Here is a 26,162-nt window from a genome sequence, read left to right on the forward strand (position 1 = left end):
CGCTCATGTCGCAGCGCATCGATGAAAATCTCTTCACCGGACCGATCGGCGCGGAATATCGCATGCTGGAGCTGATCTGCCCCAATGCGGCGCTGCTCGCCCGCCGCGTGGCGGAGCGCGTCGCGCATTGGCGCGAGGGCGAGATGCTCGAGGTTCTGGAGATCGGCTGCGGCACGGGCGTGAGCACGCTGCCGCTCGTCGCCGGGCGCGACGATCTCCATGTCACCGCCATCGACAGCGCCGCAAAAATGCTGGATCAGGCGCGGTCCCATCTTTCCGATTGGGTCGCCGCCGGCCGCGTCGATTTCGTCGAGGCGGACGCGCTCGGCTTTCTGCGCGGCCTTCCCGACGCCAGCCTCGACGTCGTCTCCTCCAATTACGCGGTTCACAATTTTCTCGACGATTATCGTCGGGACTTTCTCGGCGAGATTTTCCGCGTGCTGAAGCCGGGCGGGCTGTTCGTCAATGGCGACCGCTATGCGCTGGACGACCGCGCCGCGCATCTTTCCGCGACTCAGGCGGAGGTGCGGAGCTGGTTCGCAAAGCTCGGGGCGATCGGCCGCTATGATCTGCTCGAGGATTGGGTCGCGCATCTCTTCAGCGACGAATCGCCGGAGCATGTGATGTATCTGACGCCGGCGCTGGAGCGCATGGCGGCGATCGGCTTCGTCGATATTCGCGTCGAATATCGGGAAGGGGTGGACACGCTGCTGACCGCGGTCAGGCGTTGAGCAGTCCCCACAAAAGAAAAACGCCGGACGTACCTCCGGCCCGGCGTTAGAGCCCTCGGCGGCGCTCGGCCGCCGGTTGCTCTGCATCCCGATTAGCGTTCCGCCATGACCGGACGATGACACGCGCGGGGCGTCGGCGCGAATTCTCGCAATCGTCGACCCTCAAGCGGCCTCGACTCCCATAAGCTTCCAGCGGCCGCTCTCGTTTTCATGGCTCTGACGAGGCGGCGATGGGAATGAAATTGTAATCGGCGAAGATCGCCTGCGTTCGCGGCGTCATCAAATATAGAGCGAAGCGGGCTGCTGCGGCCTGTCGTTCCGGCGATTTGTCGCGCAGCAGCGCCATGGCGTAATCGGCGCGCACGGCGAGCGCGTCCGGCATGCGCACGCTGACGAGATCGGGGTCTGGACGCGTCTCCCGCCGGCTACAATAGCCGATGAAGAGGTCCACCGTCCCATCGAGCAGAAATTTCTTGACCGGCCCGGCGCCGCTCTGTCCGGTCTGCGTGGGCGAGGGCTCCGGAGGAGCTCCGCCGACGAGGGCGCGCGACTTCTCGCGGAGCAGTCGTTCTGCGCCGCTATGCGCGCGCTCGGCCCTGGCGAACAGTTCCATGGCGTAATCCCCGCCGGGGTCCGCCTTGGGAGTCGATGTGCCGATTTTCGTCGCCGGATCGAGCATATGGTCGAGAAGCGTGTCCGTGGTCGGCGGGTGATCGGCGCGCGCCGCGGCGCAAAGCGCATTGCGGATGAAAATGACCGGCGGCGCCGCTTTTCCCTCCGCGGCGAGCCGCTCTGGATGCTGCCGGTTCGCGGAGAGAAAGAGATCGGCCTCATTGCCCTTTTCTATGGCCTCGCGCAGCAGGCCCGACGGGCCGAAAGCCAGGGCGATCTTCTCGCCCGTCTCCAGTTGGTAGCGGGCGGCGATGGCTCGGAGGGCGCCGCCGAGACTGCCTGCCGCATGAATGTGAAGAGGCGTCTTGTCGGGAGCCTCCTGCGCCCGGCATGGTCCGAGCGGCCAAAGAACGAGCGACAGCGCGAGGACACGTCGGATAGGTGAGATCGACATGATCAGAGCTCCATCTGCATGGAAAGACGCAGCGTGCGCGGCGCGCCGAGCGTGCCTGTGCCGAAATCCGTGCTGTTGTAGCCATTTTGCCCGGTCGGCGCGACATTGGCCCAATAATGCGCATTTGCGACATTGTAGACGTTGAGACGCCATGTCACCGCGCGGTCTAGCAGTCGCGTGCGATAACGCAGTCCGAGATCGGCGACCGTGTAGCCGTCGACGAAGGTCGTATTCGCGTAATTGCCGGGTCTCCCGCTGGCGAAATTGATATTGGCGTTGGCGGCGAGCCCGGGCGCGAATGGGATCTGATAATCCATCAGAATGTTGAACACGACATGCGACAGGCCGAGGATCTGCTTGTCGTTCGTCAGCGCCGATCCGGTGTCGTAGAGCCTCGGATCGAGCAGCGACAGGCCGGCGAAGACGGTGAGGTCGTCGGTCGCCTTTCCCGACGCCGTCAGCTCGACGCCGCGATTGATCTGCCGGCCGTTGACGCCATAGACGTTGTTGACCGTATAGGCGTAGGGCCGCTCGATCTGAAACAGCGCCGCTCGCAGATCGATGCGGTCGAGATCGATCTTGTAGCCGAGCTCCCATTGCCTGGCGCGGAAGGGAGCGAGGACAGCCCCGGCGTTGGCGACGCCGTTCGGCGCGGTGTCGCCCTGCTGGAGGTTTTCCGAATAGGTCAGATAGGCGGTCTGATTTCGCATCGGCTTGAACAGCAAGCTCGCCGTCGGGCTCAGTCCGCTCGTGTCAAAAGTGCTGGTCGTCACGCCGGCGCTGTTCACGTTCCGCGCATTGATCCAGCTCTGTGAGAGAGCGAATTGCGCGCCCCAATGTTCGCCGAAGCCGATGGCGTCGCCGATGGTGAGCGATTGCTGAAAGGTTTCGACCGAAAGAAAGCGATTCTTGAAATCGGGAAAGGAGCGGGCGGCAAACAAAGCCGGATTGGCGAGATTGGCGCCGCCGAGCGTGACCGCGCCGAGCACATAGGGGCGATAGCGATCCCAGAGAAAGCCATTATTGGCGATGACGACATCATGGGAGACAGAGCCCGTGTAGAAGCGTCCGTTGATGGCGGCCTGATTGCTGAGCACAGTGTCCAAGGAGAATGTGGTCGTCGCAGCGGTCGTCGTATAGTTTCCAAAATTATCGGTCAGCGTATTGGTCGGAACAGTCGAGGCGCGATCGTTGCTTTGACGCAAGAGGCCCAATGTCAGACGCCAATCCTGATTGAAATCGTGACGCAGCTTGCCGCTGAAGATCGCCGTCTGATTGTCGTCGCCTCCGAAGGTCTGGCCATAGCCCGGACGAGTAGGATCGGGGGCCGCAGGAAAAATCGTGGCGTTGCGGCCGAGCGTGAATGTGCCCGGCAGATTTTTGGTCGTGAAATTGTAGAAGCTCGCATTGGTCTCGAGCACAGTGTTCGGCGTCGCATGAATGTCGAAGGCGAGACTCGCCAGCTGGCGCTTCGATTGGCTGCCGTCGACATAGGTCTCGCCATTCTGCTCGAGCAAATTCAGCCGGTAGCCGAAGCGGCGTTCCGGGTCGAGAAAGCCGCCGAGATCGGCGTGGCCGAACCAGGCGCTTTGCGTCAGATAGGAAAAAGTGACTTCGCGCAACGGCGATTCCGTCGGCCGCTTGAGCACGTAGTCGAATGCGCCTGCCGGATTGGAAGGGCCATAGAGCGCGCTCGACAAGCCGTTCAGCACTTCGATGCGCTCGAATTGCTCCAATGGATAGTCGGTCGTCGCCGCGATATTCAGCCCGTCTATGCGCGTGTTCTGAACCACGCCCGCCTGCATGCCGCGCGTCTGCGGCCGAATGTTTTCGCCTTGGACGGACGGAACGAGTCGAAAGGCTTCGCGCAGGCTGAGCAATTGCTGGTTCTTCACGAGATCGAGCGGAACAACGGCGATCGAAAACGGCGTATCGACCAAAGCCTTGTCGCCGAATGGACCGACATAGGCCTTCTCGACGCGATAACCGCCTTCGACGCTCGCCGAATTGATCGGCGCGCTTCCTGCGGCGGCGATGTCGACCGTCGGGAGCTCGCTCGGCATGTCCTGCGCTCGGACCGCCGATATCGAAAGCGCGGCGAGACTTACGCCGGCGGCCGAAATGCCGATCGCGCGGAGTCGGCGGTTGGTCTGCGAACGGAGTAGACGCATTGCGCGTCGATCGTGTTTTCGCGGGCGTTCGATCGATCCGCCGGCACTCTGGTCCATTTCATTCGCTCACTTTTTATCGGCGATCCGGTCGTGAGAATCGGTCGCTCCGCGATTTCCGTCCGTCATTTTCAGAGGCCGTCGGCGCCAGGCCGACCGAACGATCGGGGATGTGGTTCACCAAGGCCGAGGGGCGCGTCGCCTGACGGACGATCCGCGCTATCTGAAGCCGACTCATTATATATTTCAATTATATAAACAGCGCATACAGCCGAAATATTGAGCAGGCGCCCAGGCTTTGGGTGGGCGCGACGAAAGCGAAGGGAATGCAACGGAACTGAGCTGCGCTGCGCCGCGGGCGCTGGAACAAACGGAATTTTCTCACGCGATAGTCATATATATGCACAACATATATCCGACGTTTAGAAACAATATCGAGTAGCTCCGCGAAAGAATGCTGATTGTCGCGGTGAGGAGGGCTCACCAATGGTTCGTCGGCGCGTCTTCGAGAGTCTTGCCGTCCTTGCCGTCCTTGTCGTCATGGTGGTCGTGTCGCCGATGCTTTTTTGCTGACGCTTTGGCGCTCTCCTGCGTCCTCCGGATGAACGCAGCCCGTGACTATGAGAACGCGTGACGGATCGTCGTCGAGATGGTGTGCGCGCACGCATCCTGCGCGTCGCGGCATGGGGCTCGCGACTTCTGGCGCGGCCGTGCAGGAGAGTTCGCTGGCGTCTCCGGGCGCCGCGCTGATTCACGGCGAGCTCTGCTCGGTCACGATGATTCGAGAGGGCTCGCGGGGCGGCGTGCGTCCGCAACTGCGGATCGATTTCGGCCTTCGGGGCCTCGCCCCGAGGATGAAACCTCGGATGGCGCTCGCGCCTACATCCAACGCTCTGCGCTCGTGCAAGGCGGTGGTTTTATCGTCTTAAATAGTGGTGGGCGCACAAGGGCTCGAACCTTGGACCCGCTGATTAAGAGTCAGCTGCTCTACCAACTGAGCTATGCGCCCGTCCGTCGTTTCGGCTGGCGCCGAATGAGCGGAACGAGGCGTGCAAATACCCAATGAGATCGCTCATGTCCAGCTCAGAAAAGAAAAATTCGTCATATTTCTGTCGGCGCCCTCAGGGGCGCCACTCCGGCGCGGGCTCGGCCGCGGCCGCTTCGTCGCGCGTCGCCGTCTCCTTGGCCGCAGCCAGGGCGCGCAGGGCCGTCGTCACGCCCTCGCTCGTGGCGGAGGACAAGAGCAGCAGGGCAGGGCGCTCAGAGGCCCCCGCAGGGCCGGCGGAGGCCATCGCACGTTTCAGCCGCTCCTTCTGCTTCTTCAGATGCTCGGGGTCGGCCGCGTCGATTTTCGACAGCGCCACGATCTCGCGCTTCTCGTCGAGCTCCGCGCCATAGGCGGCGAGCTCGCGCCGCACGACCTTGTAGTCCCGCCCCGCATGCTCGCCCGTCGCGTCGACGAGATGCAGCAGCGCCCGGCAGCGCTCCACATGGCCCAGGAAGCGATCGCCCAGACCATGCCCCTCATGCGCGCCCTCGATGAGGCCAGGTATGTCGGCGAGGACGAATTCGCGCTCGTCCACACGCACGACGCCGAGCCCTGGATGCAGCGTCGTGAAGGGATAGTCGGCGATCTTCGGCTTGGCGGCGCTGACGCTGGCCAGAAAGGTCGATTTGCCGGCGTTGGGCAGGCCGATCAGCCCGGCGTCGGCGATCAGCTTCAGCCGCAGGATGAGCGTGCGCTCGATTCCTTCCTGGCCGGGATTGGCGCGCCGCGGAGCGCGATTGGTCGAGGTGGTGAAATGCAGATTGCCGAAGCCGCCATTGCCGCCGCGGGCGATGATCGCGGTCTGCCCCACCTCGGTCAGATCGGCGATCAGCGTCTCGCCGTCCTCCTCGAGAATCTGCGTGCCGGCGGGCACTTTCAGCACCGCATCCGCGCCCTTGGCGCCATGGCGGTTCTTGCCCATGCCATGCACGCCGGTCTTGGCCTTGAAATGCTGCTGATAGCGATAGTCGATGAGCGTGTTGAGCCCGTCGACGCAGATTGCCGTCACATCGCCGCCGCGGCCGCCGTCGCCGCCGTCCGGCCCGCCGAATTCGATGAATTTCTCGCGACGGAAGGAGACGCAGCCGGCTCCCCCGTCGCCCGAACGCACGTAGATTTTCGCCTGATCGAGGAATTTCATGGCTTTTTCGAACTCATGTCGATTGCAGCTTCGGACGCCGCGCGCCGAAGTTCGTCGGAATGGCGCCGCGCCTCAGGTCGAAGAGCTCCACATCGACCTCGCCGCCCCGCGCCGGAGCCGGGAATTTCCCCTGTCCCGTGCGGGTGAAGCCGAGCTTCTCGTGGACGCGCAGCGAGGCGGCGTTGGTGGGCATGGCGGAGGAGACGATTCGTTCGAGGCCCGTCATGCCGAAGACCACATCGATGAAGGCGGTCGCCGCTTCGCTCATCAGTCCGCGTCCCCAATATGGCCGCCCCAGCCAGAAGCCGATCATGCCGGCCCCGCGCGAATTCGAGCCATGCACGCCGATCACGCCGATCGCCTCGTCGGCCTGGCGCTTCTGCGTCAAGGCGAGGGTGAGGCCCTCGCCGCTGGCGTTCTCGGCGCGGACGGCGAGGATGTAGGCCTCGGCGTGATAAGCCTCATATGGGTGCGGAATGCGCGCGGTCCGCAGGGCGACCTCCGGATCGCCGGCCAGACGGCAGATGGAGCCCTGGTCGGCGGCGCGCGGCCAGCGCAGCCACAGTCTCGAGGTCTCCAATCTGAAAATGTCGTCGCGGGCAATTTCCGGAAACATCCGAGGCTCCATGGCGGCCGTGTGCGAAAAGAGGCCGAAAAAAGACGAAGGGGAAGCGGCGTTCCGCTTCCCCTATCGACCCTTTGAGGCCTTTTTCCGGATTTTGCGCCTGGAGCGTCGCCTTATCGCGACCGCTGAGACCAAATCCGCCGGGGGATCGAAACACCGGCGGAGGGTCTCAGATCCTCCGCCTATTCGGCGGCTGCAGCCACCGGAGGCACGACCGCTACCGAGGCGCGGCCGCCGCTCGATTTGAACAGAACGACGCCGTCGACGAGGGCGAAGAGCGTATGGTCCTTGCCGATGCCGACATTGCGGCCGGGATGCCATTTCGTGCCGCGTTGGCGCACGATGATATTGCCGCTGATCACGGCCTCGCCGCCGAATTTCTTCACGCCGAGACGGCGACCGTCGGAGTCGCGACCGTTGCGCGACGAGCCGCCCGCTTTCTTGTGAGCCATTGTTCTCGCTCCCGAATCTCATGCCGAGCCGGCTCGCCCGCCGCTCGGGGCCGCGCTCGGCGGCCGCTGAATTGTCGCGCGCGCCGTTCTCGCGGCGCGCATATTCTCTCTCTATACGCCCATCAGCGGCGTTTCGCCACGCCCCGCGAGGCTCAGGCGCCGGCCTCTATGCCGGTGATTCGCACGATCGTCAGATCCTGACGATGGCCGCGCTTGCGTTTGGAGTTCTGGCGGCGGCGCTTCTTGAAGGCGAGCGTCTTGGGGCTGCGCGCCTGCTCGGCGATCTCGCCGGTGACGCTGGCGCCCGCGACGAGCGGCGCGCCGATCTTGGCCGAACCCTCGGCGCCGACGAACAGCACCTCGTCGAAGGTGATCTTGTCGCCCGCCGCGCCCTCGAGGGCCATGACGGTTATCGTGTCTCCGGCGGTGACGCTATATTGCTTCCCGCCGGTCTTGATGACTGCGAACATCTTGTTTTCCTGTGTTCGTCCCGGCTCTGGCGGAGACCGCCGGCCGGCTTTTTTGCAGTTGACCGGTTTTGCGCTTCGCTCCTTGCGACGGATTATCGCCGGCGCAAAAAGAAAATCGCGGCGAAACCGCCGCGATGAAGCGGGATAGCCCTAAACGGGCGCCGGTTCATTGTCAATCGGGCGTCGGGCGCCGCGATCCGACGGCTCATCGCGTCTCGGAGGGCTCGGCGCCCGGCGGATCGCACTCGCTCTTTGTCGCGGCGAGCTCGGCCGCCTCGATCTTCTGCCGTTCATAGGCGGAGACGATCGATTGCACCATCGGGCCGAATCGCTCCGCGAGCTCCGCGCAGCGCGTCGAATTGATGAGCTCGACGCCGCGCCGCTCGCTGCGGACGAGGCCCGCCTCGCGCAGGATGCGGAAATGCTGCGAGAGCGTCGATTTGGCCAGCGGCGCGTCCTGAATATTCAGGAAGGTGGAGCAGTTCTTCGCGCATTCCGACGCCGCGAGCCGCGTGAAAATCTGCACCCGCACGGGGTCCGCCAATGCGTAGAGAATCCCCTCGACGGTGATCTCCTCGAGCCTCGGGTGATGAAGCTTCCTCATGCGCCAGACTAGCATGAATTGACATTCGCGCATTAGTTCAGTATTCCTGAACTATGGAATTTAGCGCGAAAGGAGCGCGAGCATGGGTCGGCTTTCAGGAAAAATCGCGGTCGTCACCGGCGGCAACAGCGGGATAGGCCTCGCTACGGCCGAGCTTTTCGTGAAGGAGGGGGCGCAGGTCGTGCTGACCGGCCGCCGTAGAGCGGAGCTCGACGCCGCGGTCGCCCGCATCGGCGCCGGCGCTATCGGCGTGCAGGGAGATGTCTCTGCTCTCGCGGACCTCGACCGGCTTTTCGCCGAGGTGAAGGAGCGTTTCGGCCGCATCGACATTCTCTTCGCCAATGCCGGGGTCGTCCGCCTGGCCCCGATCGAGGGCGTGGACGAGGCGCTGTTCGACCAGCTCTTCGGCATCAACGTCAAAGGACTTTTGTTCACCGTGCAGAAGGCGCTGCCGCTTTTCTCGGACGGCGGCGCGATCGTGCTCAACTCCTCCATCGCCAATACGGTGGGTACGCCCGGCTTCGGCGTCTATTCGGCGACGAAAGCGGCGGTCCGCTCCTTCGCCCGCACTTGGACGAGCGAGCTGAAGGGCCGCAATATTCGCGTGAATGTGGTGAGTCCCGGCCCGATCGACACGCCGATCTTCGACACAATGGGCCTCTCCACGCAACAGCACGACGAATTGGCGGAGCAATTGAAGACCAACGTGCCGCTCGGCCGCTTCGGCGCGCCGGAGGAGGTCGCGGAGGCCGTCTTGTTCCTGGCCTCCGACGCGAGCAGCTATGTCGCCGGCGTCGATCTTTATGTCGACGGCGGCCTCGTGGCCGTCTGATCGACGAGCGGAGGGCGCGTCAATGGCGGAACTCGACGGAAAAATAGCCGTCGTGACCGGCGGCGCGAGCGGCATAGGGCTCGCGACCGCGGCGCTCTTCGTGGAGCGCGGGGCCGATGTCGTCATCACCGGGCGGCGCCGGTCCGATCTCGACGCCGCCGTCGCGCGGATCGGCGCGAAGGCGCATGGCGTTTGCGGCGATGTGTCGAAGCTCGCCGATCTCGACGCGCTCTACGCCGAAATCGGACGAGCGTTCGGACGCATCGACATTTTGTTCGCCAATGCGGCGATCGCGGAATTCGCGCCGCTGGGCGCGATTTCGGAGGAGCATTTCGATCGCCTGTTCGACATAAATGTGAAAGGCCTGTTGTTCACCGTGCAGAAGGCGCTGCCCCTCATGGCTGCGGGCGGAGCGATCATTCTCGATTCGTCCAACGCCAGCGTCGAGGGAACTCCGGCCTTCGGCGTCTATTCCGCCGGCAAGGCCGCTGTGCGCTCCTTCGCGCGCAGCTGGACGAAGGAGCTCTCGCCGCGTGGGATACGCGTCAATGTGGTCAGTCCCGGCGCGACGGAGACGCCGATCTATGGCAAGCTCGGTCTTACGGAAAGCGAGGTCGTCGAGCTTCGCGACTATTTGAAGACGCGCACGCCATTGGGGCGCATCGGCAGACCGGAAGAAGTCGCGCAGGCGGTGTTGTTTCTCGCGACCAACGGCTATGTGGCCGGTGTCGATCTCCTGGTGGATGGCGGCATGTCGAGCGTTTGACAGACGACGATCGGCGGCCGAGCGTCGAGGAGATAGTCCGCCGACGGCGGATCGCGTTATGCGCCGCCGGCCCGCTTCTCGCTTCAGAGTCGGAAATCGCGCCTTATCTCGTCATTCGCCCTGGCGAGAAGACGTTCGACGGTCCGCACGGATATGCCGACGCGTGTGGCGATTTCGGCGCTCGTCAGATGCTCGAGGCGTTTGAGAAGAAATATCTCACGTAAGAGCGGCGGCAAGCGCTCGAGCGACGCGCACAGCTTTTGCAGCTCCATCAGCATCGCGATCGTGTCGCCGGAATTGGATCGCTCCGCTTGATCGGCAGCGCGCGCAGCCTCTTCGACATAGCGCGAACGGATGCGATCGCGGCGTATCGCGTCGACCGAGAGATTGGCGGCGATGCGAAAGAGATAGGCGCGGGGGCTCTCGAGCTTCGTGACGTCGACGCGCTGCAACGCATGGAGATAGATGTCCTGCACAATGTCTTCGGACTCTTGCGCTCCGACGCGCCGGCGCGCGAAGCGGCGCAGAGCCGGCGCGTAGTCTTGGTACAATTTGTCGAGGACTTTCTCGGACGAGCTCATCGCGCGCTCTCCCTCGTCTCGACGCGAGAAAGGATAGCGGCGGCTCCAATTCGAGGCTCGGGTTTCTGCATTGAAAATCCCCTTCGTCGAGGGCGGAGCTCCATCGAGCTCCCGTCGTTTCTGAAAAAAGGCGAAGTTCCGCGTTGCGCGCGAAAGGCGAAGTCGCGCGCGACAAATCCTCGGCCGTGCGACAGGCGGCGCGCGTCACGACGTCGGGAGACGCCACGCTCGCGCGAGCCGCTGCGGCTCACAGATTGAAATAGAGGAAGGTTTTCGAAACGAGATCAGAGGCGCGCGGGCGGGCCGCGCGCCCCGAATACGACGCTCGCGACGAGGAGGCGAGCCGTCGATTCGCGCGGCCAGCGCGAAGACGAGCGCATCGACCATGGGTAGGGAAAGGCGCGAGCGAATGCGGCCTCGAGACATGCGGCGTCATGCGCGGCGCAGCCGAGCGCGCAACATTCGAGAGTGCGGCAAGTTCGCTTGTGAAGCGGATCGTCGGCCGCTCCGCCCATCGCGGTCGAAGCGCAGATCGGCGGGAGGGAGAGGCCAGTCTCGACGAATGTTTGGATGCGTAGAAAAAGCGGTGATTGAAGGACGATGACGCAGAGCAGGGCCGCGACGCTTTTCGACACGTGGCGACTCGCGAACAATCGGCCGAAGATCCGCTGCATGGCGATGAGATATAGCATTGACGCCGCTCGTATACAACTAATACGTGTTTTGTTACATACAGAAGCCTACAGACGAAACACGTCGCCGATGCGACAAGCCTCGAAGAAGCGGGCGCCTTCTCGCTTTGCGTCGTCGTCGGATAAAAAAGCCTTTGCCGCGCCGCTGAGCGAGGCGAGCGCCTCAGGCTGCGCGCCAGCGCTCGGAGTCGGCGATGAATTCGCCGATCGCGTCGGCGATATAGGCGATATGATCGTCCGTCAGTCCTGGATAGACGCCGACCCAGAAGGTGCGACGCATGACGACGTCGGTGGCGGCGAGCGCGCCGGCGACGCGATGTGGGCGGTCTTTCATATAGGGCTGGCGCAGCAGATTGCCGCCGAACAGCAGCCGCGATCCGATGCGGCGCTCGGCGAGATGACGCAGCAGAGCCTCGCGCTCGAAGGGGGCCTCCTCGCGCAAGGTCAGCGCGAAGCCGAACCAGGACGGATCGCTGCGCGGCGTCGCCTCGGGCAGGATGAATATATTTTCGTATCGACGCAGCGCGTCTGTCAGCGACGCGAAATTGCGCTTGCGCGCCGCGATGAAGCCCGGCAGCCGCTCCATCTGCGCCAGCGCCACGGCGGCCTGCATATCGGTGATCTTCAGATTATAGCCGAGATGCTGATAGACATATTTGTGATCATAGCCGAAGGGCAGATCGCCCGATTGCCATTCGTAGCGCTTCTTGCAAGTGTCGTCCTTGCCCGGCGCGCACCAGCAATCTCGGCCCCAGTCCCGAAAAGATTCGACGCTGCGGCGCAGCACGGAGCGCGAGGTGAACACCGCGCCGCCTTCGCCCATTGTGATGTGATGCGCGGGATAGAAGCTCAGCGTGCCTATGTCGCCGAATGTGCCGACCTGGCGCCCGTCATAGAGCGAGCCGAGCGCGTCGCAGCAATCCTCGACCAGCCACAGATCGTATTTTTCGGCGATGCGCGTCACCTCGGCGAGATCGAAAGGATTGCCGAGCGTATGGGCGATCATTATGGCGCGCGTGCGCGGCGAGATCGCCGCCTCTATGAGATCGGCGCGGATATTGTAGGTCGGAATGTCGACATCGACGAACACCGGCGTCATCCCATTCTGCAAAATGGGATTGAGCGTCGTCGGAAAGCCGGCGGCGACGGTGATGATCTCGTCGCCGGGCTGAAGCGCGCGCTCCTTCAGCAGCGGCGAGGTCAGCGCGGTGAGCGCCAGAAGATTGGCCGAGGAGCCGGAATTGGCGGTCAGCGCATGTCTGACGCCGATGAACTCCTCCAGAGCCTTCTCGAAGGCCGCATTGAAGCGCCCGGTGGTGAGCCAGAAATCGAGCGCCGAGTCGACGAGCGTCTGCATCTCGCTTGCGCCATAGACCTTGCCGGACACGGGCACGGCGGAGGTGCCGGGGCGAAACTCCGGCGTCGCATGGGCGATCTCGGCATAGCGGCCGACGAGCGCCAAAATCTGCTCGCGCAGCGCCTCCTTCTCGTCCGCCGTTTTGGCGGGGGCTTGCAGGGCTGCTGCGGCGGGCGGGGTCATGGCGTTGCTCCGGGCGTGCTCGCGCCGCTTTGCGCGGCGTCCATGCGTCTCTCATAGGCGTCGATCTGGGCGAGCGATGTGGTCGCCGCATCCTCGCCGCGGCGGCGGCGCGATTCCCAATCGACGATCGCCTCCAGCGCCTCGAAGATCGACCATTGCGGGCGCCAGCCGAGCCGGCTGCGCGCCTTGGCGGAATCGAGCTTCAGCAAATGCGCCTCATGCGGCTCGTCGCCGCCGCTCTTGGTCCAGCCGCCGCCCTCGCCATAGGCGCGGCAGAGCGCGTCGGCGATCTCTCCCACCGTGCGCTCGCCGGAGGGATCTGGACCGAAATTCCAGGCTTCCGCGAAGGGCGCGCCATCGCTCCACAGACGCTCGGCGAGCGTCAGATAGCCGGCGAGCGGCTCGAGCACATGCTGCCAGGGACGCACCGCCCGCGGAAAGCGTATGGCGGCCGTCTCGCCGCGCTCCAGCGCACGCAAAATATCGGGCACGAGCCGATCCGCCGCCCAATCGCCGCCGCCGATGACATTTCCGGCGCGGCCCGTGGCCAGCGCCGCTCCGCGCGAGGGATGCTCGATCGTCGCGAAATAGGAATTGCGGAAGGAGGCGGCGACGAGCTCCGCGCAGCCTTTGCTGGCGCTATAGGGGTCGAAGCCGCCCATCGCCTCATTCTCGCGATAGGCCCAGGGCCATTCGCGATTCTCATAGCATTTGTCGCTGGTGACGATGACGATGGCGCGCGCCGAAGGCGCGCCGCGCAGCGCCTCGAGCAGATGCGCCGTGCCGAGGGCATTGACCTCGAAGGTCTCGATCGGATTGGCGTAGGAGTAGCGAACGAGCGGCTGCGCTGCGAGGTGAAAGACGATCTGCGGCTCGAGCTCTCGCACCGCGCGCGCCAGCCGTTCGGCGTCGCGAATGTCGCCGATGACGCTGGTCGTCTTCTGGTCGAGGCGCGCCAGCGCGAAGAGGCTGGGCTCGGTCGGCGGCGCCAGCGCATAGCCCGCCACATTCGCGCCGAGCCGCATGAGCCATAAGGAGAGCCAGCCGCCCTTGAAGCCGGTGTGTCCAGTGACGAGGACGCGCTTGCCGGCCCAGAAGGAGGCGTTCACGCCCAGACCTTCCAGGGCGCCTCGCCGCCGTTCCACAATTGCTCGAGGAAACGCTTGTCGCGCAGCGTATCCATGCATTGCCAGAAACCGTCATGGCGAAAGGCGCGCAGCTGCCCATCGGCGGCGATGCGGGTCAGCGGCTGCTGCTCGAGCGCGGTCAAATCGCCGTCGATATAATCGAGCGCCTTCTTCCACATCACGAAGAAGCCGCCATTGATCCAGCCGCCATCGCCGCGCGGCTTTTCATCGAAAGAGAGAATGTCGTCGCCATCCATTGTGACGGCGCCGAAGCGGCCGGGCGGACGCACCACGGTCATGGTCGCGAGCCGGCCATGGGCGCGGTGATAATCGATCTCGCCAGCGATATCGATATCGGCGACGCCATCGCCATAGGTCAGGCAGAAGGGCTCGTTATCGGGGAGATAATCCGCGATGCGCTTGAGGCGCCCGCCGGTCATCGTCTCTATGCCGGTGTCGACCAGCGTGATCCGCCAAGGCTCGGCCATTTTATTATGGACGATCGTCTTGTTCTCGGCGAGATCGAAGGTGACGTCGCTCATATGCAGGAAGTAGTTGGTGAAATAGTCCTTGATGAAATAGCCTCTATAGCCGAGGCAGACGATGAACTCATTGACCCCGTGCTGCGAGTATATTTTCATTATGTGCCACAGGATCGGCTTGCCGCCGATCTCGATCATGGGCTTGGGGCGATTGTCGGTCTCCTCGCTGAGGCGCGTGCCGAGACCGCCTGCGAATATTACGGCCTTCACGCGCGGTCTCCTCGAGAATGCGAGGGCGGTCCTCGGCGAATCGGGACGCGCCTTTCACGCAGTCTAGCCGCGCGCCTTGCGCGAGCCTGTCGCTCGGCGCGATAGGCTTGGGGCGGAATCCTTGCGTCCTCTTGTGCGTGGGCGCACATTATCCCGCATTGTGGCGGGCGAGAAAGCCGCTCGGCGATCGACGCGGATTTTGTGGCCCGAGGGTCCGAATCGTTCAGATCGTCCTCCTTCGATCGTCGGATCGGTCAAAGGAGGATTTGAGCAGTCGTCTCGATCGAGGGCGGGGGGCCGCGAATGCGTTGGTGTATCTGCAAGTCGCACGGAATCATCGACTATCGTTCCGCGGATGCGCCGCCGGCGCGCAAGCCGGACGAGGTTCGAATTTCCGAATCGGTCGGCCTCGGCGGCGTCAATTCCTATTCGGACGTGCTGAAAATTCAGCAGCTTCTCGATAAGATTCCGAAGATCAACGGCGGTCCCGCGTCACTGCTGGCGACAGACGGCATATGCGGGCCGCTGACGAGAGGCGCCATTCTCGACTTCCAAAAGAAGCAGTTTCCGGCAAATCCGCAATTCCATGACGGCTGGCGCCCGGATGGACGCGTCGATCCAGGAAAATGGACGATCGACAAGAGGAATGTCATCGCCAATTGGGGGAGCCGAACCGATTTGCTGGAGATCGCGCGGAAACAGGCTCCGGTCGCGCGAGCGCGGGTGATGAACGCCCTCCACCGCCTTTCGGTCGTGCGGTCCTCCTACGCATTGCCGAGCTCGCTATTCTCCAACGCGCAGCTGAAACGCGAGGCGGATTGGCATTTCAAATTCCACAAGTCGGCCTATCCGTTAGAGAATATCGACGCGGTGTCGACGGTCTACCAGAGGATGAACGCCGCCCTGAGCAGATTCATCGCCGGCAGCTTCCCGCTTTTCCAACTATCGGATCACTATCGCGAGGACGCTCTCGCCTACGCGCATGTGGGCGGGTATTCTTTCAGCATCGCAGAAATCGAATCCGGCGAGCAGGGCGCATATGTCTATGTCGCCAACGAGCGGTTCGGCAGCCTCCCGGTGATCATCCACGAGCTGGGTCACTATTGTGGCGGCCGTTTCCGATCCGGGAGCGTGATCGATCACGTCAGCACGCCGCATCCCAAGCCGAATGGGGCGGCGCGCGAAGCGGGAAAACACGACTACCGGCGCATGACGCCGGAGGAAGCACTGAACAACGTCTATAGCTATCAGGTCTACGCCTTGCCGGAGATGGGCTATGGCCCGCCCGAGTCGGGCCCGATCTGAGCGCGCGGTCGGAGCCGGCCGGCGAGCCGAGGCGGCGTCAGGGTTAATCGCCCCTTAACCCCGCCTGCCTACCCTCGGCCGTCACGTCAGGTGAGGACGCCCCCATCCGGGGCTTTTCGCTGTTTTCGATCGCACGAGTGGGCTCGTTCGTCATGATGCGCAGCAACGCATTCCGTCACGTCTCCGAGCCGGTTCGCGAATTCACGGCGCGGCGGGCTGCGGAGCTCGCCGGCGCGGCGCTCATCGCGGCGTCGGTCGCAGCGGCTCTGGCGCTCGTCTCCTGGTCGGCGCGCGATCCCTCCTTCAACCATGCGACCACTGGGCGGGTGCGCAATCTGCTCGGCTCCGGCGGCGCGGTCGCCGCCGATATTTTGATGCAGATGCTCGGTCTCGCGGCGATCGCGGCGATACTGCCGCTCGCCGCCCAGGGCCTGCGGCTGGTCACGCAGCGCGCGCTGCATCGGCCACTGCTGCGCTTCGGCCTGTGGATCGTCGGCGCGCTTTCGGCGGCGGCGGTCGTCTCGCTTTTGCCCGTCACCGATCGCTGGCCGCTGCCCACAGGGCTCGGCGGCGTGCTCGGCGACGCCGTGCTGGCGTTGCCGCGCCGCTTCTTCGGCGAATCGGCGGCGGCCATGGCCGTGGTTGCGCTGATCGGCGCCGGGACCGCCATTCTCGCCCTCACCGGCGCCGCCGGCTTTGGTTTCGAGCCGTCCGCGACGAGCCATCCGGAGGACGAGCCCGTCGAGCGCCGCGTCGACGAAGACGAGGACGACGAGCCGGGCGTCGCCATCGTGTCGCTCGGCGCGCTCATTCACGCGGGTCTGACGATCAAGACGCTCGTCTCGCGCCGCCTCGCCGCGCTTCTGTCGCGCCGCAGCAAGCCGGTCGAATTCGATGAGCCCTCGGGGCCGCCGCTGCTCTCCGCCCGCCGCGAGCCGGTTTTCGACGCTTTCTCCTTCGTCCCGCCGCCGGCGCCCGCGCGCGCCGCCGCAGCGGCCGCCGCGCCGCGCGAGGAAGATTACGACGAGCCGCCGCAGCCCTCGGCGCGCGTGATGGAGCCGGTCGGGCCGCTGAAGCAGGGCAAGCGCGTGATGCGCGAGCGCCAGCCCACTCTGTTCGAGAGCCGCAATGAGCAGCATCGCTACGAGCTGCCGCCGCTGCTGCTGCTGAGCGAGCCCAAGAAACAGGCGGCCGCCGCCAAAATCTCGCAGGATGCGCTGGAGCAGAACGCGCGTTTGCTCGAGGGCGTGCTCGAGGATTTCGGCGTCAAGGGCGAGATCATCAATGTGCGTCCCGGCCCGGTGGTCACGCTCTATGAGCTGGAGCCCGCGCCGGGGATCAAATCGTCTCGCGTGATCGGCCTCGCCGACGATATCGCCCGGTCGATGTCGGCGGTCTCGGCGCGCGTCGCCGTCGTCTCCGGCCGCAACGCCATCGGCATAGAGCTGCCGAACCAACGCCGCGAGACCGTCTTCCTGCGCGAGCTGCTCGCCTGCGAGGATTTCGAGAAGACCAAGCATCGCCTAGCCATTGCGCTCGGCAAGACGATCGGCGGCGAGCCGGTCATCGTCGATCTCGCGCGCATGCCGCATCTTCTCGTCGCCGGCACGACGGGCTCGGGCAAATCCGTCGCCATCAACACCATGATTCTGTCGCTGCTCTACCGGATGAAGCCGGAAGAATGCCGCCTCATCATGGTCGACCCCAAAATGCTGGAGCTCTCGGTCTACGACAACATTCCCCATCTGCTGACGCCCGTCGTCACCGACCCCAAAAAGGCGGTGGTGGCCCTCAAATGGGCGGTGCGCGAGATGGAGGACCGCTACAAGAAAATGTCCAAGCTCGGCGTGCGCAATATAGAGGGCTTCAACCAGCGCGTCGTCGAGGCGCAGGCGAAAGGCGAGGTCATCACCCGCACGGTGCAGACCGGCTTCGACCGCGAGACCGGCGAAGCCATTTTCGAGCGCGAGGAGATGGAACTGCATCCGATCCCCTTCATCGTCGTCATCGTCGACGAGATGGCGGATCTGATGCTGGTCGCCGGCAAGGACATAGAGGGCGCGATCCAGCGTCTCGCGCAAATGGCGCGCGCAGCCGGCATTCACCTCATAATGGCGACGCAGCGTCCCTCGGTCGACGTCATCACCGGCACGATCAAAGCGAATTTCCCGACGCGCATCTCCTTCCAGGTGACGTCGAAGATCGACAGCCGCACCATTCTCGGCGAGCAGGGTGCCGAGCAGCTCTTGGGCCAGGGCGACATGCTCTATATGGCCGGCGGCGGCCGCATCTCGCGCGTGCATGGGCCCTTCGTCTCGGACACCGAGGTCGAGAAGATCGTCGCGCATTTGAAGACGCAAGGTCAGCCGCAATATCTCGACGCCATCACCACGGAGGAGGAGCCCTCCGACGAGGCCGTGGAGAGCGCGGCGCCGGGCTCCATGGATGCGGAGGAGGGCGCCGATCTCTACGATCGCGCCGTGGCGATCGTGCTGCGCGACCGCAAATGCTCGACGAGCTACATTCAGCGCCGCCTGTCCATCGGCTACAACAAGGCCGCGTCATTGGTGGAGCAGATGGAGCGCGAGGGCGTGGTGGGCCAGGCCAATCACGCCGGCAAGCGCGAGATTCTCGTGGGCGGCGGGATAGACCGCGGGGCGTTCGATATAGACGCGGCGTGAGGGATTTCTGCTTCGCTTGTCGATGACGGAAGGGACGCGCCTCGAGAGGCGGACGGTCGACGTCAGGGCGACGCAATCGATCTCGCCGAATATGATCCAACATTAGCCATATCGCCGTCCTAGTGAGGACGGCGCACGGCCCCGATCGGCCGCGCCGAATCGTCCGGAGCACCCAATCCTGTGAAATCGCCTCTCGCCGCCGCGCTGGTCCTCGCCCTTCTCGCCGCCTCCGGCGCTCAGGCCGTGGAGCAGACGAAAAAGCCGCCGGCCGCCAAGGCTCAGGCGGGCAAGCCGGCGGCCAAGGGCAAGCCGGTCGCCGACGCCAAAGCGAAGCCGAAGCCCGCTGATCCCAAAACCGCGCAGGCCAAGCCTGCCGACCCCAAGCCGGCCGACCCCAAAGCCGCCGCTCCCGCCGCCAAGCCGCCCGCTCCCGCGGTTCCGGACGCCGCCAAAGCGGCCATAGGCGCCGCCGCCGTGGGCGGAGCCGCGGCCGCCGTCGCTGTCGCGGCCCAGCCGCAGGCGCCCTTGACGCGCGAGGAGGCGATCAAGCGCGCCGAGGCCTCCCTCAACTCCTCTCCCGTCATGACGGCCGATTTCGTGCAGATCGGCGGCGACGGCCGCAGAGCCGAGGGCAAGCTCTATGTCCATAAGGTCGGGCGCATGCGCTTCGAATATGCGCAGCCGGCGACGATGGAGGTCGTCTCCGACGGCTCGCAGGTCGCCGTGCGCGATCGCAAGCTCAATACGCAGGATCTCTATTTCATCTCGCAGACGCCGCTGAAATTCCTGCTCAATGAGAAGATCGACCTCGAGAAGGACGTGAAGCTCGTCGATGTCGTCATCGACGACGCCGGCGCCTCCATCTCCATCGAGGACAAGGCGACCTTCGGCGGCACGTCGAAAATCAAGCTGATCTTCGATTCCAAGACATTCACGCTGAAGCAGTGGCAGGTCTCCGACCCGCAGGGCTATGAGACTCTGGTGTCGCTCTTCAACGTCGACCGCAGCCGCTCGCCGGACCCCAATCTGTTCAAGATCGACAAGGGCTCGCTGCTCGATTTCCATTGAGCGGGCGAGCCCTCGCGAGGCTCACGCGGCTTTCAGCGTCGCCATATCGATGACGAAGCGATATTTCACATCGCTCTTCACCATGCGCGCATAGGCCGTCTCGATCTCCTGCATGGCGATCGTCTCTATATCGGCGACGATGCCCTTCTCGGCGCAGAAGTCGAGCATCTCCTGCGTCTCCTTTATGCCGCCGATCAGCGAGCCGGCGATCTGCCGCCGCTTGAAGATGAGCCCGCCCGCCGAAGGCGAGGGATGCGGCGTCTCCGGCACGCCGACGAGCGTCAGCACGCCGTCGCGCTTCAGCAGATTCACATAGGCGTCGAGATCATGGGAGACAGCGACCGTGTCGAGAATGAAATCGAGGCTATTGGCCCGCGCCGCCATGGCCTCCGGGTCTTTCGAGACGACGACCTCATCGGCGCCGAGCGCGAGAGCCGCCTCGCGCTTCGACGGCGAGGTGGTGAAGGCGACGACATGCGCGCCGAGCGCATGGGCGAGCTTCACGCCCATATGGCCGAGCCCGCCGATGCCGACGATTCCGACTTTCTTGCCTGGCCCGACGCCCCAATGTTTGAGCGGCGACCATGTGGTGATTCCGGCGCAGAGCAACGGCGCCACGGCGGCGAGTTGCGCCTCCGAGTGGCGAACCGTGAGCACGAAATGCTCGTCGACGACGACGGCCGCCGAATAACCGCCAAAAGTGTTCTCGCCGGAGCCGTCGAGCGGGCCGTTGTAGGTGGCGACAAAGCCATGCTCGCAATATTGCTCGAGCCCATCGTCGCAGGAGAAGCAGCGGCGGCAGCTGTCGACCATGCAGCCGACGGCGGCGAGATCGCCGGTTTTGAATCTCGTCACCTCTGCGCCGACGGCGGTCACGCGGCCGACGATCTCATGGCCCGGCACGCAGGGGTAACGCGTGCCCGGCCATTCGCTGCGCGCCGTGTGGAGATCGGAATGGCAGACGCCGCAAAACAGAATGTCGATCGCGACATCCTTCGGTCCCGGCGCGCGGCGCTCGATGGAAAAGGGCGCGAAAGGCGCCGTGGCGGATTGGACCGCATAGGCCTTGGTGGGCATGGTAAGCCTCGGGTTTATTCGAAGGGAGAAATGGGGAGCTCGCCTCGGGCGGACGCGGTTTCCAATAGCATGTTTCGGCGATCGGGTCGAAGATGAGGCCTGCTCGAGTTTGACACCTGTTGCGTTACAAGTTACAAATCGTCATGATCGCGAGCTTTCGGCACAAGGGATTGCGGCGGTTGTTCGAGAGTGACGACGGGAGCAGATTGCCGCCCGATTTGATCGAGCGCATTCGCCGTATTCTGTCCTTTCTGGATGCTGCGGATCGGGCGGAGGACTTGGATCAGCCGACGTTCCGTCTCCACGCTCTCAAAGGAGAGCTGAAAGGTTTTTGGGCGGTGACGGTGCGGGCGAACTGGCGGATCGTTTTCCGTTTCCAGGACGGCGCGGCGGAAGATGTCGATTTCGTCGACTATCACTGATGAAGGCGCGGGCGATGATGAAAAATCCTGCCCATCCCGGTGGGCTCATCCGAGACAATATCGAGGAGCTGGGCCTGAGCGTCGCCGAGGCGGCGAAGGGGCTCGGCGTGACGCGGCAGCAGCTCTATCGTCTCATCAACGGACACCACGGGCTCACGCCGGAAATGGCGCTGCGGCTCGAGCAGGCTTTCGGCGGATCGGCCGACGCCTGGATGCGAATGCAGATCGCCTATGACCTCGCGCGGGCGCGGGCGCGGGCGAGCGTTTCCATCGCTCGACTCGCGCCGAAGGTGGCGTGAGTTTCGGGAATGCGATCATGGAAGCGCCGAATTTAATCACAGAACGGCTTCGGCTTCGTGACTGGCGCGACGCCGATCTCGAACCCTTTGCGGCGCTCAACGCCGATCCGAGTGTTATGATGTTCTTCCCTCGACCGCTCGACCGTGCGCAGAGCGACGCATTCGCCGATCGTGCGCGAGCGAAGCTCGCCGAACGCGGCTTCGGCTTATGGGCGGTCGAAGCGCCAGGCGTCGCGCCGTTTCTCGGCTTCGTCGGATTGGCCGAGCCGACGTTTGCTGCGCATTTCACGCCCTGCATGGAGATCGGGTGGCGGTTGGCCCGCCGACACTGGGGACACGGCTATGCGACCGAGGCGGCGGGAGCGGTGCTCGATCACGCTTTCGGCGTCCTGGGCTTGCCGGAGATCGTGTCATTCACGGCGCATGGCAATCAGCGCTCGCGTCGTGTCATGGAGCGACTCGGGATGCATTACGAATCGAAGGACGATTTCGACCATCCGAATTTGCCTGTGGGGCACGCGTTGAGTCGGCACGCCCTCTACCGCTTGGAAAAGCGCATTTGGGCCAGTTTTTCGGACTCCGCGTCGAAGTAACAGCCGAGGGATGTCGCCCGCCACTCACCCCCACAACTCCCGTTCCGGCGGAAACACCAGCGACCCCTCGTAGCGCAGCCCCGGCTCGCGATCCTTCGCCAGCAGCAGCGGCCCGTCGAGATCGACGAATTCCGCCCCTTGCGCCACGATCAGCGCCGGCGCCATGGCCAGCGAGGTGCCGACCATGCAGCCGGCCATGATCGAGAAGCCGAGCCGCCTTGCGTCGGCGGCGAGCGCCAGCGCCTCGGTGAGGCCGCCGGTCTTGTCCAGCTTTATGTTCACCGCGTCATAGCGCCCGACCAGCGCGGCGAGGCCGATGCGGTCGTGGACGCTCTCATCGGCGCAGATCGGCACGGGGCGGGGGAGGCGCGCGAGCGCTTCATCGGCGCCGGCCGGCAGCGGCTGCTCGATCAGCCTCACCCCGGCGCGGGAGCAGGACTCGCTATTGGCGGCGAAACTTTCTTCGCTCCACGCCTCGTTGGCGTCCACGATCAGCGCCGAATTGGGCGCGCCGGCGCGCACCGCGGCAATGCGCTCGGCGTCGCCATCGCCGGCGAGCTTCACCTTCAATAGGGGGCGATGCGCGGCCTTTGCCGCGGCCTCGCGCATCTCCTGCGGCGTCCCAACGGAAATTGTAAAGGCCGTGACGAGCGGCTCCATCCGTTCGAGCCCGGCGAGCCGATAGGTCGGAACGCCAGTGCGCTTCGCCTCCAAATCCCAGAGCGCGCAATCGGCGGCGTTGCGGGCCGCGCCCGGCGGCAGCAGGGCGGCCAGAGCCGCACGGTCCGCGCCGCTCTCCAGCAGAGCGCGCACGCTCTCCAGCTGATCGACGACGCTCTCCACGCTCTCGCCATAGCGGGCGTAGGGCACGCATTCGCCGCGACCCTCGGCCGCGCCGTCGCGCAGGCGGGCGGTGACGACGACGGCCTCCGTCTTGGCGCCGCGCGAGATGACGAAGCGCCCGGCGATGGGGAAGCGTTCGACGGAAACGGTCAGTTGGACGCTCATGCGGATTTTTCCAGTTGAAACAAATAGCCGCCCGCGGCTCGAGGCCACGCTCGCGCTCGACTTCGGCTGCGCCGGAAGTTAAGACGCTGCGGGGCGCGGAGAAAGGGAGCCGTCGGCCGACAGGGCCGAAAATAGGCATGGCCACTGACCTCGACCATACGGCCCGCCTCTCGTCGCGACGAGAGGGAGAGACCGCCGTCTTCGCGCTCGCCGGCGAATGGGTGCTCGCCGATTCGCATGCTCTGGAGCGGGACGCCGCCGGCATGGCTGCGACCGCTCGCGGCGCCGCTCGCGCCATCGTCGATCTCGCGCATGTCGCCCGGCTCGACACCGCCGGCGCCTGGGTCATCGGCCGGGCGTTGGACGAGATCGCCCATGCGGGCGTCGCCGTCTCGGTGGAGGGCGCGCGGCCGGAGCACTCCGTCCTGCTGCAGGAGACGAAATTTCGTCCACTCGAGGCCCCGGGGCGATGCAGCCGCTTTCTCGTCGTCGATATTCTCGCCGATCTCGGCCGCTCGGTCGTCTCGGCGGGGCAGGACGCCTATAATGGGATCGGCTTTCTCGGCGAATTCGTCGTCGCCGCGAGCGTCGCTTTCCTGGCGGCGGGTCGATTCCGCTTCACCTCGCTCGTCTATCATATGGAGAGCTTCGGCTTTCGCAGCCTGCCGATCATCGCGCTCATCAATCTTCTCGTCGGCGCCATTGTCGCGCAGCAGGGCATTTTCCAGCTGCGCCGCTTCGGCGCCGGCGCCTATGCGGTCGATCTCATCGGCATTCTGGTGCTGCGCGAGCTCGGCGTGCTGCTCACCTCCATCATGATCGCCGGCCGCTCCGGCTCCGCCATCACCGCCGAGCTCGGCTCGATGAAGATGCGCGAGGAGGTCGACGCGCTGCGCGTGATGGGCCTCTCGCCGATCGAGGTGCTGGTCACGCCGCGCATATTGGCGCTGGTGCTGTCGCTGCCGCTGCTCACTTTCGTCGCCGATATGTCGGCGCTGTTCGGCGGTCTTCTGGTCTGCTGGGTCTATGAGGGCATCAGCCCGGCCGCCTATCTCTCGCTGCTGCAGTCGGCGATCGGCCGCAACACTTTCTTCGTCGGCCTCATCAAGGCTCCATTCATGGCGCTCATCATCGGCATGGTCGCCGCCATGGAGGGCATGGCGACCAGAGGGTCGGCCGAATCGCTCGGGCGGCACGTCACCGCCTCGGTGGTGAAGGCGATCTTCATGGTCATCGTCGTCGACGGCCTCTTCGCCGTCTTCTTCGCCTCGGTAAAATATTAGCGCGCGATGACCGATCTCTCCTCGCAAACGATCGAAAAACCGGAGCCGAGCGCGGCGCGCGAGACGGTCATCCGCGTGCGCGATCTTTTCGTCGGCTTCGGCCAGGCGCTGGTCATGCGGGGCCTCGATCTCGACGTCTATCGCGGCGAGGTCTTAGGCTTCGTCGGGGGCTCGGGGCAGGGCAAATCGGTGCTGATGCGCACCATTCTCGGCCTCGTCGAAAAGCGCTCCGGCCTCATCGAGCTGTTCGGGCAGGACCGCGACCGCATGTCGTCGGCGGAGCGGCGGCGCGTCGAACGGCGCTGGGGCGTGCTGTTCCAAAACGGCGCTTTGTTCTCGAGCTTGACCGTGCGACAGAATATTCAAATGCCGATGCGCGAGAGCGGGCAGGTCTCGGCGCGGCTGATGGACGAGCTGGCGATGCTCAAGCTCGAGCTCGTCGGACTGTCGGCGAGCGCGGCGGACAAATTTCCGGCCGAATTATCGGGCGGCATGATCAAGCGCGTGGCGCTCGCCCGGGCGCTCGCGCTCGATCCGGAGCTCGTCTTCCTCGACGAGCCGACCTCCGGGCTCGATCCGATCGGCGCGGCCGAATTCGACGAGTTGATCGCTACACTGCAACACACGCTCGGATTGACCGTCTTCATGGTCACACATGACCTCGACAGCCTCTATTCCATCTGCGACCGCGTGGCGGCGCTGGCCGAGGGCAAAGTGATCGCCGCCGGGCCGATGGAGGAGATGCTCGCCTTCGATCATCCCTGGCTGAAGGCCTATTTCCACGGCGTGCGCGGCTCGCGCCTCGCCGGAGCGCTCGACGAGCGCAAATCGAGAGATATGCGAGGACGAGAGTAGAGCCCTATGGAAACCCGCGCCAATTTCGCGCTCATCGGCGCTTTCGCCGTCGCCGTGGTGTTCGCGGCCTTCGGCTTCGTCTTCTGGTTCTCGGGGGCGAGCCAGACGGCGCAATACAAGACGTTCGAGCTGCACTTCAACGGCTCGGTCAGCGGCCTGCTGCGCGGAAACGACGTGCGCTTCAACGGCCTCAAGGTCGGCGAGGTGACGCAGCTCGCCATTTCCGAACAAGACCCGAGCCGCGTCGACGTGCTCGTCAGCATAGACCGCAAGACGCCGGTCAAGACCAACACGCGCGCTCGCCTCGAGCAGACGGGCTTCACCGGCGTCGCCTATGTGTCGCTGACCGGCGGCACGCCCGGCGCCGAGGATTTGCGCGCCAAGCAGGGCGAGACCTATCCGATCATCGCGGCGGAGCGCTCCGAGTTCCAGAATATTCTGGAGAATGTGCAGAAGCTCTCGTCGAGCGCGACCGACGTGCTCGACAAATTGGGCAAGCTGCTCGACGCCAATTCGCAGACGATCTCGGATACGCTGAAGAACACCGAGAAATTCACCAAGGCGCTGGCCGATAATTCCGGCGGCATCGACTCCTTCATCCACGACATGTCCGAGATCAGCGCCTCGATGAAGCCGCTGCCGGCGCGCATCGACAAGCTGCTCGCGGCGATCGATCCCAAGAAGCTGAACAGCATAGCGACCGACATCGCCGGCGCTTCGGCCAATCTCAAGAATTTCTCCTCGAGCGGGCTCAAGCAATATGAGCAGCTCGCCGTCGACGCGCGCAAGACGTTGGAGACGGTCGAACGCGCCGTTCGCTCGCTCGAGAAGAATCCGCAGCAGGTGATCTTCGGCGCGAGCCCCGCTCTGCCGGAATATCGCGGACGGTGAAGAGTGTCGCTCTTTGATGTCCAGCGACGTTCGAGTAATCTTGGAATCACAGTAAAAAGCGCCGCGGCGTCGCGCGCGGTCAGCG

26 protein-coding genes and 1 tRNA gene are annotated in these 26,162 nt (G+C 64.6%); 12 read left to right on the forward strand and 15 right to left on the reverse strand.

All coding sequences use genetic code 11. The features are described 5' to 3' along the window. Window positions 1-5: 5 nt before the first annotated feature. Complete coding sequence (locus IY145_RS15180) at window positions 6-731, forward strand: class I SAM-dependent methyltransferase (protein ID WP_196408978.1); 726 nt, start codon at window positions 6-8, stop codon at window positions 729-731. A 208-nt stretch (window positions 732-939) separates the two neighbouring features. Here the strand turns inward: IY145_RS15180 and IY145_RS15185 are convergent, their stop codons facing one another. The 8 genes from IY145_RS15185 to IY145_RS15220 all read right to left on the reverse strand — a co-directional run bounded on the left by IY145_RS15185 (window position 940) and on the right by IY145_RS15220 (window position 8,305). Beyond that, the gene (locus IY145_RS15185) at window positions 940-1,797 is read right to left on the reverse strand and encodes a substrate-binding domain-containing protein (RefSeq protein WP_196408979.1); all 858 of its coding nucleotides are present in this window, start codon (window positions 1,795-1,797) and stop codon (window positions 940-942) included. 2 nt (window positions 1,798-1,799) lie between these two features. Beyond that, window positions 1,800-3,860, reverse strand: coding sequence for a TonB-dependent siderophore receptor (locus IY145_RS15190; RefSeq protein WP_246722051.1), 2,061 nt, complete (start codon window positions 3,858-3,860; stop codon window positions 1,800-1,802). Window positions 3,861-4,898: 1,038 nt separating this feature from the next. Next, window positions 4,899-4,974 (reverse strand) — tRNA-Lys (locus IY145_RS15195). Window positions 4,975-5,086: 112 nt separating this feature from the next. Next, complete coding sequence (gene obgE, locus IY145_RS15200) at window positions 5,087-6,154, reverse strand: GTPase ObgE (protein WP_196408981.1); 1,068 nt, start codon at window positions 6,152-6,154, stop codon at window positions 5,087-5,089. 13 nt (window positions 6,155-6,167) lie between these two features. Beyond that, window positions 6,168-6,770, reverse strand: a complete 603-nt coding sequence (locus IY145_RS15205; RefSeq protein ID WP_196408982.1) for a GNAT family N-acetyltransferase — start codon at window positions 6,768-6,770, stop codon at window positions 6,168-6,170. A 191-nt stretch (window positions 6,771-6,961) separates the two neighbouring features. Continuing rightward, window positions 6,962-7,231 (reverse strand): 50S ribosomal protein L27, encoded by a 270-nt coding sequence (rpmA, locus tag IY145_RS15210; RefSeq protein ID WP_196408983.1) that lies wholly within the window; start codon window positions 7,229-7,231, stop codon window positions 6,962-6,964. Between the two features lie 152 nt (window positions 7,232-7,383). Further along, complete coding sequence (rplU, locus tag IY145_RS15215) at window positions 7,384-7,701, reverse strand: 50S ribosomal protein L21 (RefSeq protein WP_024878998.1); 318 nt, start codon at window positions 7,699-7,701, stop codon at window positions 7,384-7,386. Window positions 7,702-7,906: 205 nt separating this feature from the next. Continuing rightward, the gene (locus tag IY145_RS15220; RefSeq protein ID WP_196408984.1) at window positions 7,907-8,305 is read right to left on the reverse strand and encodes an ArsR/SmtB family transcription factor; all 399 of its coding nucleotides are present in this window, start codon (window positions 8,303-8,305) and stop codon (window positions 7,907-7,909) included. Window positions 8,306-8,387: 82 nt separating this feature from the next. Here IY145_RS15220 and IY145_RS15225 point away from each other — a divergent pair, with 82 nt between their 5' ends. Together IY145_RS15225 and IY145_RS15230 are read left to right on the forward strand one after the other, a co-directional pair. Next, window positions 8,388-9,137 carry a glucose 1-dehydrogenase gene (locus tag IY145_RS15225; RefSeq protein ID WP_196408985.1) on the forward strand — a complete coding sequence of 250 codons (750 nt, stop codon included), beginning with the start codon at window positions 8,388-8,390 and terminating at the stop codon, window positions 9,135-9,137. Between the two features lie 22 nt (window positions 9,138-9,159). Next, window positions 9,160-9,903, forward strand: coding sequence for an SDR family NAD(P)-dependent oxidoreductase (locus tag IY145_RS15230; RefSeq protein WP_196408986.1), 744 nt, complete (start codon window positions 9,160-9,162; stop codon window positions 9,901-9,903). 83 nt (window positions 9,904-9,986) lie between these two features. On the opposite strand, the gene IY145_RS15235 is transcribed toward IY145_RS15230, so the two are convergent. From IY145_RS15235 to rfbF, 5 genes are all read right to left on the reverse strand, one after another. Further along, on the reverse strand, window positions 9,987-10,484 hold the full coding sequence (locus tag IY145_RS15235; protein ID WP_196408987.1) for a sigma-70 family RNA polymerase sigma factor: 498 nt from the start codon (window positions 10,482-10,484) through the stop codon (window positions 9,987-9,989). A gap of 284 nt (window positions 10,485-10,768) precedes the next feature. Then, the gene (locus IY145_RS15240; RefSeq protein WP_196408988.1) at window positions 10,769-11,119 is read right to left on the reverse strand and encodes a hypothetical protein; all 351 of its coding nucleotides are present in this window, start codon (window positions 11,117-11,119) and stop codon (window positions 10,769-10,771) included. 220 nt (window positions 11,120-11,339) lie between these two features. Next, window positions 11,340-12,716 (reverse strand): lipopolysaccharide biosynthesis protein RfbH, encoded by a 1,377-nt coding sequence (gene rfbH / locus IY145_RS15245; RefSeq protein ID WP_196408989.1) that lies wholly within the window; start codon window positions 12,714-12,716, stop codon window positions 11,340-11,342. After that, window positions 12,713-13,825: a CDP-glucose 4,6-dehydratase gene (gene rfbG / locus IY145_RS15250; protein WP_196408990.1), complete on the reverse strand. Its 1,113-nt coding sequence runs from the start codon at window positions 13,823-13,825 to the stop codon at window positions 12,713-12,715. Before rfbG ends, rfbH begins: the two co-directional genes overlap by 4 nt. Beyond that, on the reverse strand, window positions 13,822-14,595 hold the full coding sequence (gene rfbF, locus IY145_RS15255) for a glucose-1-phosphate cytidylyltransferase (protein WP_196408991.1): 774 nt from the start codon (window positions 14,593-14,595) through the stop codon (window positions 13,822-13,824). Before rfbF ends, rfbG begins: the two co-directional genes overlap by 4 nt. A gap of 303 nt (window positions 14,596-14,898) precedes the next feature. On the opposite strand from rfbF, the gene IY145_RS15260 reads away from it, so the two are divergent. The 3 genes from IY145_RS15260 to IY145_RS15270 all read left to right on the forward strand — a co-directional run bounded on the left by IY145_RS15260 (window position 14,899) and on the right by IY145_RS15270 (window position 19,649). Beyond that, the gene (locus IY145_RS15260) at window positions 14,899-15,900 is read left to right on the forward strand and encodes a peptidoglycan-binding domain-containing protein (protein WP_196408992.1); all 1,002 of its coding nucleotides are present in this window, start codon (window positions 14,899-14,901) and stop codon (window positions 15,898-15,900) included. A gap of 152 nt (window positions 15,901-16,052) precedes the next feature. Further along, a complete protein-coding gene (locus tag IY145_RS15265; RefSeq protein ID WP_409455307.1) occupies window positions 16,053-18,581 on the forward strand; it encodes a DNA translocase FtsK 4TM domain-containing protein in 2,529 nt (842 codons plus the stop codon). A 180-nt stretch (window positions 18,582-18,761) separates the two neighbouring features. Then, the gene (locus tag IY145_RS15270) at window positions 18,762-19,649 is read left to right on the forward strand and encodes a LolA family protein (RefSeq protein WP_196408993.1); all 888 of its coding nucleotides are present in this window, start codon (window positions 18,762-18,764) and stop codon (window positions 19,647-19,649) included. 21 nt (window positions 19,650-19,670) lie between these two features. Here IY145_RS15270 and IY145_RS15275 read toward each other — a convergent pair whose 3' ends face one another. Then, a complete protein-coding gene (locus tag IY145_RS15275; RefSeq protein WP_196408994.1) occupies window positions 19,671-20,726 on the reverse strand; it encodes an NAD(P)-dependent alcohol dehydrogenase in 1,056 nt (351 codons plus the stop codon). A 119-nt stretch (window positions 20,727-20,845) separates the two neighbouring features. Between IY145_RS15275 and IY145_RS15280 the strand changes: the two genes are divergently transcribed. The 3 genes from IY145_RS15280 to IY145_RS15290 are packed head-to-tail and all read left to right on the forward strand — an operon-like array spanning window position 20,846 to window position 22,040. After that, window positions 20,846-21,148 (forward strand): type II toxin-antitoxin system RelE/ParE family toxin, encoded by a 303-nt coding sequence (locus tag IY145_RS15280; RefSeq protein WP_246722053.1) that lies wholly within the window; start codon window positions 20,846-20,848, stop codon window positions 21,146-21,148. 14 nt (window positions 21,149-21,162) lie between these two features. Next, window positions 21,163-21,447, forward strand: coding sequence for a HigA family addiction module antitoxin (locus tag IY145_RS15285; RefSeq protein WP_196408995.1), 285 nt, complete (start codon window positions 21,163-21,165; stop codon window positions 21,445-21,447). Window positions 21,448-21,464: 17 nt separating this feature from the next. Continuing rightward, on the forward strand, window positions 21,465-22,040 hold the full coding sequence (locus IY145_RS15290) for a GNAT family N-acetyltransferase (protein WP_196408996.1): 576 nt from the start codon (window positions 21,465-21,467) through the stop codon (window positions 22,038-22,040). Window positions 22,041-22,064: 24 nt separating this feature from the next. Here IY145_RS15290 and dgcA read toward each other — a convergent pair whose 3' ends face one another. Continuing rightward, complete coding sequence (dgcA, locus tag IY145_RS15295) at window positions 22,065-23,048, reverse strand: N-acetyl-D-Glu racemase DgcA (protein ID WP_196408997.1); 984 nt, start codon at window positions 23,046-23,048, stop codon at window positions 22,065-22,067. 137 nt (window positions 23,049-23,185) lie between these two features. Between dgcA and IY145_RS15300 the strand changes: the two genes are divergently transcribed. Genes IY145_RS15300 through IY145_RS15310 form a run of 3 tightly spaced genes read left to right on the forward strand, consistent with a single transcriptional unit; the run spans window position 23,186 to window position 26,077 of the window. Continuing rightward, the gene (locus IY145_RS15300) at window positions 23,186-24,331 is read left to right on the forward strand and encodes an ABC transporter permease (protein ID WP_196408998.1); all 1,146 of its coding nucleotides are present in this window, start codon (window positions 23,186-23,188) and stop codon (window positions 24,329-24,331) included. Between the two features lie 6 nt (window positions 24,332-24,337). Beyond that, a complete protein-coding gene (locus IY145_RS15305; RefSeq protein WP_196408999.1) occupies window positions 24,338-25,186 on the forward strand; it encodes an ABC transporter ATP-binding protein in 849 nt (282 codons plus the stop codon). Between the two features lie 6 nt (window positions 25,187-25,192). After that, window positions 25,193-26,077: an MlaD family protein gene (locus tag IY145_RS15310; RefSeq protein ID WP_196409000.1), complete on the forward strand. Its 885-nt coding sequence runs from the start codon at window positions 25,193-25,195 to the stop codon at window positions 26,075-26,077. Window positions 26,078-26,162 lie beyond the last annotated feature (85 nt).

The organism is Methylosinus sp. H3A, assembly GCF_015709455.1.
GTDB lineage: Bacteria > Pseudomonadota > Alphaproteobacteria > Rhizobiales > Beijerinckiaceae > Methylosinus.